The sequence below is a fragment of the Variovorax beijingensis genome (assembly GCF_003951285.1).
GTDB lineage: Bacteria > Pseudomonadota > Gammaproteobacteria > Burkholderiales > Burkholderiaceae_C > Variovorax > Variovorax beijingensis.
On the sequence record NZ_RXFQ01000047.1, the window covers coordinates 1 to 7,102 of the forward strand.

The following is a 7,102-nucleotide window of genomic DNA, read 5'->3' on the forward strand; positions in this document are numbered from 1 at the left end:
AAGGGCCCTGAGCCGACCTACGACCTGAGCGGAAGCAGACATTCAAAGGCGCTTAGCTCGGCTTGCTTGGCTCATCCAGCGACAGTGGCGACCCTAGTTTTCCGGCGTCGAACTGTTCGAGCGTCACTTGCGCGTTCATCGCAGTGAGACCGTGCCCAGCGGCAATCCGTTCAAGCACGGGACGAGCATCAGAGAACCCTAGAAATAGCAGTTGCGCGGCTGCCCAAAGCCTGACGTGAGTCGAATCGTCGTCGAGGAGGCGCTCGAATGCCAGATTCCCTCGGTCACCCCGCCTAACCAGCTCGCGGAACGCGGATGACATCTCAGCATGATGCGCTGCGTCGCTTGGTCCCTCCGCAAAGTCACCTTTCGCCATTGCCGCCGCGCGGAACCGTTCAATGAAGGCAGAGACAGACTGCTGCGGCGGAATTTCCATGATTTGCTATTCGATGAAGGACTGGTTGTGGCCGCATCCTGCCACACCGGCGTGGCCTCGGCGTGCCCTCATGCTGTGTTGAAAGCGTACTGCTCCGCGACAGGAACGGGACGCCTCGAACTGGTCTGCGTCGACCCCTGCTCGCTGCACAAGAAGGGATAGAAGTTGAAGCACTCGTCTCCTGATAGGTGGCCGACATCTTCCTCCCACCCGGCCCAGCGCATCCCCGCATAGAAGGCATGGAGCCGATTGGTGAATGCCCACTGTGTGAATGCAGCGTGACCGACCCCCAAGCTCTCCCATTTGAGAGTCTCCGGTGCAAGGTAGTACACCGAACCTAGGTCGTCGCCGAATGCGCCCCCGTTGAGCGCAAAAAATCCGCCGATTGCGTCGTCCGCCACAAGACAAAACCCGTTGGACCGTCCTGCGTTCCACGCCGCGATGTTGCGGGTCAATTTTGGATGCCCTGACCCAAGCATTCTTAGCCACCCACCGTTGACTAGGATGCCACCCGTCCCATAGGCCACAGCTCCGAGGACTGACCGAGTGGTCACTTGCAGGTCAACGAGAACGCCGCCGCAGTTTGAAGAAGGGGACAGTATCTCAACCGGGAGTTCGGCATCCCCAGCCCACTTCTCAACCAGTGGCAATGCCGGCTCGTCGACTTCCAAAAGCTCATTCAGTGAACGCAAGTTTCGTCCTCAATGTCCGGTTGTGGGCCGACTGTAGCCGATGGTGTGCTGCGCGCACGGCGCACTGAGCGGGAGCAGCGGTCTCGTGAAAGCGGTGGTTCGCCGGCCGTTGTCGTGTGTGCTTCTGGGGTAACGGGCGAAGGGGTGCGCCGCCGGAAACCGGTCGTTCGACCTTTCCTGCGGCGATCACGTACATTGCGATCATGCCGTTCGTTTACCCTAGTACCACGACGCATGCATGCCCGTGCGGCTGTAACTCACCTCTTCGACTACTTGAGGGCGGCTTTGAGTACGGAGAGCGATCCAATGTCATGTTCCGCAGTGCGTTGTTGGACTGCGGTACGGTGGGTCCGCAGGTTTTTACGCAACTTGGCTCAGGTGCGTGGGATGGCGAAGCAGCAGAGACATGGTGGACAACCCTCCACACGTGGATCGAGAGCGGAAATCTCTCAACCCAAGTCGTTGATCCAATTGAATCTCCACTCGTTCAGGCCCTTGCACCGAACGGTCGTCTGCTTTCTCGGGCAGACGTCGAGTCGCAGGGCGGAGCCTTGGATTGGGCATGCGAAGTGGCATATGAGATCTGCGTCGAACACGACCAGATCTCGTTGTTCATCCTGAGCAAGTCTGGCGCGAGTCCCTAGCCTCAGGCTTCTGGGGCGAATATTTCTGGCGTCGGCTTGAATGTCGGCTGCTGGCCGATTTCGGGCTACGACCTTTCCTTCGCCATCACGCCCGCAATTGCCTTCTCGAATACGCGGACGGACCGCACTTGTCCGTCATATTGATTCACGCGGGCCTCCGTGAGCACCACCGCATCCGTGGGCTGGTCCTTCGCGATGTACAACTCGAAAACGACTTCGTCTTCCTCCCAGTGCGTTCCAAGCGTGAGGTCGACATCGTCGGGCATGCGCCCGAACGGCTCAAGCGCGGTTCGAGTTGCAAGCCGAGCCGCCTCTTGCAGGGAAGCCAACGGGATTTTTTGCGGTCTGGTTGTCGCCATATTGGTCACATTCTGCCGCGCCGGCGAGTGACTGGTCTTGGCCGCTCTACGACTTCGCGGGCAAGGTTCTTACCTGGCCTTGACGGACGAGAAAGTCCTTTGTGGCCCGAGCTAGAGAATCGTCTTCGATGATATGTGCCATGAGTTGACCGGCATCGTTCTCGTAGCACGGTAGCAACCCGTTCAGCACAAAGTACCGTCTCCACGGTACGCCGTCGCTCTGCAAGGCGGCTATGACTACTTCGTCAGTGTGTTCCATTGCGGTGTTGCATTTGTGCGGTCGTCCGACTGACCGCTTCTGGCCGATTGTGTTGAAAAACTCGGTCGCAGCGTTTACCGCTGCACCGTGGCGAAAATCGACCTCTCAGATCGACCCAGGATCGACGATCGCGGCCCAGGGAATGGTTTGACCACCCCTGCAAATGTGCCCAAGAGAGCGCCACTCGAGTTTTTCAACAGAATCGGCCGAGACGTGCCGGTCAATAGCGGCTCATAGTTTGCCCTTGAGAATCCCGAACGGGGTGCTTTCGTCCGGCTTGAAGGAAACCAAGTTTCCAGCGTCATCACTCAGAAACAATCGGCAGCATTCGCTGCATTGATACATCGGACGCGTTACGCGCCTCATCTCCGCCCATACCTCACCGCCTGCTTCGATTCTCTCCGCAGCGCCCTCGTACAGTTGGTCGGGGATGAAGTGGGCCTTGTGTGCCTGGTAGTCGGTGTTGTCTCGCACAACTGCTCCGCAGGGACATACAAATTTCATAACGTTTCCCTCAACATCGGTAGCCTATCTGAACATGCGAGCTTCATCTGCCTTTCGCGTCTGGGCGATGTATCCACAGATAGCGGGCTGTCGTCACCGCTTTCGCACGAGAACCGGGGGCCCGAGACGTACTTCTGCTCTTGGCCGAGAATTGACTATCGCCATCTTGCAGATGCAAGAGCTGCTTTGAATCGCCCAAAGGCTTCAAATGCATCGCCGTCACCAGCAACCATGATGAGACTGAAATCACTTTGCGGTGAAACGACTGCGTAGTTCAAGACATAGCCCGGAATGTTGTTGGAGTCGCTTTGCATTGCGCTCGAGATATGGACATCGCCCGCGGACGATACAGTGGTTCTCAGGGGCCAGAGCGGCCGCCCGAATTCCCGTTCGATATCACGAAACTCTCGCGTCGTCTGTCCAACAATTTTTCGGACCTCGTCATGCGCCTCTTCCGCAGTTCGATTGCGCCGAGTAGGCACCGTGACTATTCGGACGCGCTCACCAGCAGGACCCCTGTAGATTGCCGGACTGGTGCCCTCAACATGGGAGAACCCGTCTGGCCAAGACATGATGAACCGGCCAAATGTCAGCTCTTCGGCCGGGACTCGCCCACATAGGAAGAGGACGAATAGTAAGGTTACGATTCGGGTCATCCGATTTGGCATCTGGTTTCCGGTGAGCTTCAGCAGCGAACTTCCGCTATTGGCCGGTTTGAGTCTTGGCGAAGCTATGAAGCATGGGGCCACGCAAACTCGCGCAAGATCACCGCTGGATCGTCGCCGTAGCTCTCCGCCTTGTAGCGAACGCCTGCGTCACGAAGAGTTTGAAGTATGAATTCCGCGTTCTGATCAATGTTTGCGACCGGGCCGTGCAGCAAGATTGGGAACGTGCCATCGATTACCAACTCGGCCCAGTCGTTCCGGACCTCGAAGTCAACCCACGAGCACTTTCGAGAACGCCAGCCCTTGGCCGCAAACAGCGCCGCGACCTGTTCTTTGAGCAATTCAGTTTCAAGGGTGGCGAAGAAGTTTGAGCCGTCTGGCAGTTCGACTTGGTCGTTCATACATTCTGACTTCCTACGTGCACTTCTGGCCAATTGTTCATCCTCGGCCTGTTGGTGTGCACGCGCTTCAAGGTCGCCTCGTGCTTTTCTTGTCAAATTCGACGTTGCGCGGGCGCCGCGAACGACTGGTCTTCGGCGAATTTGGCTCGTCGTCGAACGACGGCTCCTGGCCGACTTCAGCCCTCGCGCGAAGGCTCGTAGCCGGCGAACGGCCCGAAGAAGACGAGGTCACCGTTCAGCCCGGCTAGGACCTCGGCTTGGTTGGGGAGACTCGACGCAAACTCCGGCCAGGCCTTCGCGACGTAGTCAGACCACTGCGCTGCATCAAGTTGATGGATGGGGCCTTGGAGGTCCAAGAACTCAAAGCCCTGCGAGACGAGCTTCGATACACCCTTTCTGGTTGCATCTTCGTGATTCGCAGCGGCTGCATAGACGGGCACGAAGGCCCCAGCGAGCGACGCCGGCATGTCCGCGTTCGACCCACGTCCGACCTTGACGGACATTCGAAACAGGCTTGACACGGGCTTGCTCGCCTTTGACTTGAACACACCGAACATCTGGTATTCCTACTGGCAACTGGGACGCGATAGCGTAGCGGATGAAGGTCCGGTGCTGGCCGACGGCGGCCATCCTAGCTGCCCAAGGCCACCCGATCTACACGCCCGGCGTCTAAGGTCTTGCCAATGATCTTCGTGGCCAGCGCAGCAACCCGAAGGGACGGCGGCAACTGGTCAACTGTCAAAGGACTGACAGGTCGGCAAACCATTTCGTACGCGGACGTTGCCTGGATGGAAGTCTTGTGCACATCCGTCCAGTCGAACGAAAAAAATCCTCGCTCAGCCAACGCCACGAAATCATCGGGTCGGGGATAGGGAATTTTCAACTCGACTGCACACACAACCGACAACATCAGTGCCTGTTCTTCCGCGTTGTAAATCCAAGGCCGTGCAGTCCAGGGGATAGGGCCATCACCGCCAGTCGCAAACATGCCGACTTGCTGCAGCGAATCAGACGCTATCCAGAAAATATCGAATCCTTCAGATGAAGGCGTGTCAGGTTGCATGATGAGACCGTACTTGGATTTCCGCTTTTGGCCGGAGGCAGTCCGATCCGATTCAGAGTTTGAGGTCTCTTGAGGGTGATGAGGGCGCTCCTTCAACATGAACCTCAGCTGGATAATTTTCAAGCACCTGAACCAACTCGGCCGGACACTCTGAATAGATCCATCTGCCCCAGTTCTCAACCACCCATGCCGTGGACAACGCTCGAGCATTCGCTTCCGATCTCGCCTCTGCCGGCAGATGAACAAGGACCAAGCCTGCCTTGTATCCGGTGACTACGATGACAGAGAGTCCACTAGGCGAATTCGGAAGCTCAACGAGCATGAAATCGACGATGTTTTCGTAGGGCCATACCGCATTACATCGAAAAACCGTGCCCCGAAACAGCGCCGCCGGTTCCCACTCAAGAAGCTTGCTCCACTCTGCAATCGCGCCTTCAACGGCAGCACCTTTTGTCTGCATCAAATTCATCGCTCCGCATTGTTTCGTCATTGCTGACTGGGTTATTTGTATGACCGCTCCTGGCCGAATTTTGCCCCACGGCACGACCGACCGGTTGTGGCCGCAAGCGAGCCATCCGGCAGCGCATCGATCCGCCTCGCCATGGCGACGATCGTCTCGCGCAGTGCGCTGGCGGACCATCTCAGCCTGATTGCGATTCCCTTGGAGGGACTATCGCTGCAGCGGACGCCCGGCCTGCTCTGGCCTGAAGGTCAGGTGCGCACGCCGATGACTGCCGCGTTCGCGGCCATCGTCCGCCGTGTCGCGAAGTCAATGGCAGAAAACTGAGGTGGCTTCGCGGACGAGCGTTTCCGATCCTTCCGGAAATGAGATTCAGCCGCTCATTTTCAGAAGCAATCCAACGCTTGTTGTCGTCTCCCGATAGGCCACACCAATTGCTGGCTCGAGGTCCCCTCCAGCCAGCGCAGTGGATGAGCGAGCCAACGACCATGACATTTCATGGCCCTGCTGGCCGTCTCATGTGACAACGAATGTCACTTCTGGCCTGTGCGGGTTCATCGCAACGCGTGCAATGTATCCATCAGTTTTACCGATTTCATGGCATCGAGCCATCGAAGCGAATGGCACGCAGTTTGCAGAATCATTTTTTTACAAATTAGCGATAGATGACATATCCCACGAACAATGCCAAGGACGTCTCCTTGCTAGATCGCCGCACTTTCTTCATCGGTACCGCCAGCGCGTTGGCCCTGGGCACGACGGCTTGCGGTGGAGGAGGCGGAGGCGGAGGCGGAGGTTTTTTGCCGATAGCTGGCACCACCGCGCCGCGGTCCCCGGGTGCGACACCCGGTGCTGTCGCTGGTGTCGACACCCCCGACACCCCAGCGCCTGAGCCGACCACCCCTGAGCCCGAAGTACGCAAGATCGTGCACCCCGGCCTGCTCGTCACCGAGGCCGACCTGCAGCGCATCCGGGACAAGCTGGCCGCCAATGCGCAGCCCTGGGTGGGCGGCTGGAACATGATGCTCAAGACGAACAACACCAACCTCGCGGCGACGCCGCGGCCCCTGGCGTTGGTGACGCGCGGCGTCGATGGCGAGAACTATTGGCAGATGGTCGGCGACATGGTGCGTGCCCTTCATCTCGCATTGCGCTGGAAGATCACGAACGACGAGAACTACGCGACGAAGGCGGTGGAGTTTCTCAACGCTTGGTCGTCGACCTTGACCGAGCTGGGCGGCAACTCGAACGTCTTCCTCGCCTCGGGCCTCTACGGCAACCAGTGGGCCAACGCCGCGGAACTGATGCGGACCTATTCCGGCTGGGCGAAGGAAGACGTCGCGCGCTTCCAGACCATGCTGCTGAACGTGTTCTATCCGAAGTGCCACGACTTCCTGGTCAACCACAACGGCACGGAGACCAGAAAGGTCACCCACTACTGGGCGAACTGGGACCTGGCCAACATCTGCTCCATCTACGCGATCGGCGTGTTCTGCGACCGGCCGGACCTGATCGCCGAAGCGAGCAACTATTACAAGAGCGGCCGCGGCAACGGCGCGAGCGCCAACAACGTCTACTACGTGCATCCCGGCTATCTGGGGCAATGGCAGGAGAGCCAC

At 58.5% G+C, this 7,102-nt stretch carries 10 protein-coding genes; 2 read left to right on the plus strand and 8 right to left on the minus strand.

The window, feature by feature from the left end:
- Positions 1-52: 52 nt before the first annotated feature.
- The 8 genes from EJO66_RS32015 to imm45 all read right to left on the minus strand — a co-directional run bounded on the left by EJO66_RS32015 (position 53) and on the right by imm45 (position 5,513).
- A complete protein-coding gene (locus tag EJO66_RS32015) occupies positions 53-436 on the minus strand; it encodes a DUF2019 domain-containing protein (protein ID WP_125967222.1) in 384 nt (127 codons plus the stop codon).
- 68 nt (positions 437-504) lie between these two features.
- The gene (locus EJO66_RS32020; RefSeq protein ID WP_125967223.1) at positions 505-1,128 is read right to left on the minus strand and encodes a DUF2625 domain-containing protein; all 624 of its coding nucleotides are present in this window, start codon (positions 1,126-1,128) and stop codon (positions 505-507) included.
- A gap of 709 nt (positions 1,129-1,837) precedes the next feature.
- Positions 1,838-2,131, minus strand: a complete 294-nt coding sequence (locus tag EJO66_RS32025; RefSeq protein WP_125967224.1) for a hypothetical protein — start codon at positions 2,129-2,131, stop codon at positions 1,838-1,840.
- A 918-nt stretch (positions 2,132-3,049) separates the two neighbouring features.
- A complete protein-coding gene (locus EJO66_RS32755; RefSeq protein WP_164547968.1) occupies positions 3,050-3,208 on the minus strand; it encodes a hypothetical protein in 159 nt (52 codons plus the stop codon).
- A gap of 416 nt (positions 3,209-3,624) precedes the next feature.
- The gene (locus tag EJO66_RS32030) at positions 3,625-3,960 is read right to left on the minus strand and encodes a hypothetical protein (RefSeq protein WP_125967225.1); all 336 of its coding nucleotides are present in this window, start codon (positions 3,958-3,960) and stop codon (positions 3,625-3,627) included.
- A 176-nt stretch (positions 3,961-4,136) separates the two neighbouring features.
- The gene (locus EJO66_RS32035) at positions 4,137-4,517 is read right to left on the minus strand and encodes a hypothetical protein (RefSeq protein ID WP_125967226.1); all 381 of its coding nucleotides are present in this window, start codon (positions 4,515-4,517) and stop codon (positions 4,137-4,139) included.
- A gap of 74 nt (positions 4,518-4,591) precedes the next feature.
- Positions 4,592-5,023: a hypothetical protein gene (locus EJO66_RS32040; RefSeq protein ID WP_125967227.1), complete on the minus strand. Its 432-nt coding sequence runs from the start codon at positions 5,021-5,023 to the stop codon at positions 4,592-4,594.
- 52 nt (positions 5,024-5,075) lie between these two features.
- Positions 5,076-5,513, minus strand: coding sequence for an Imm45 family immunity protein (gene imm45, locus EJO66_RS32045; RefSeq protein WP_164547969.1), 438 nt, complete (start codon positions 5,511-5,513; stop codon positions 5,076-5,078).
- 111 nt (positions 5,514-5,624) lie between these two features.
- Between imm45 and EJO66_RS32760 the strand changes: the two genes are divergently transcribed.
- Positions 5,625-5,810, plus strand: coding sequence for a type 2 periplasmic-binding domain-containing protein (locus tag EJO66_RS32760; RefSeq protein WP_164547970.1), 186 nt, complete (start codon positions 5,625-5,627; stop codon positions 5,808-5,810).
- Positions 5,811-6,409: 599 nt separating this feature from the next.
- On the plus strand, positions 6,410-7,102 hold a 693-nt coding region (locus EJO66_RS32050; RefSeq protein WP_240648945.1), incomplete at its 3' end, for an alginate lyase family protein.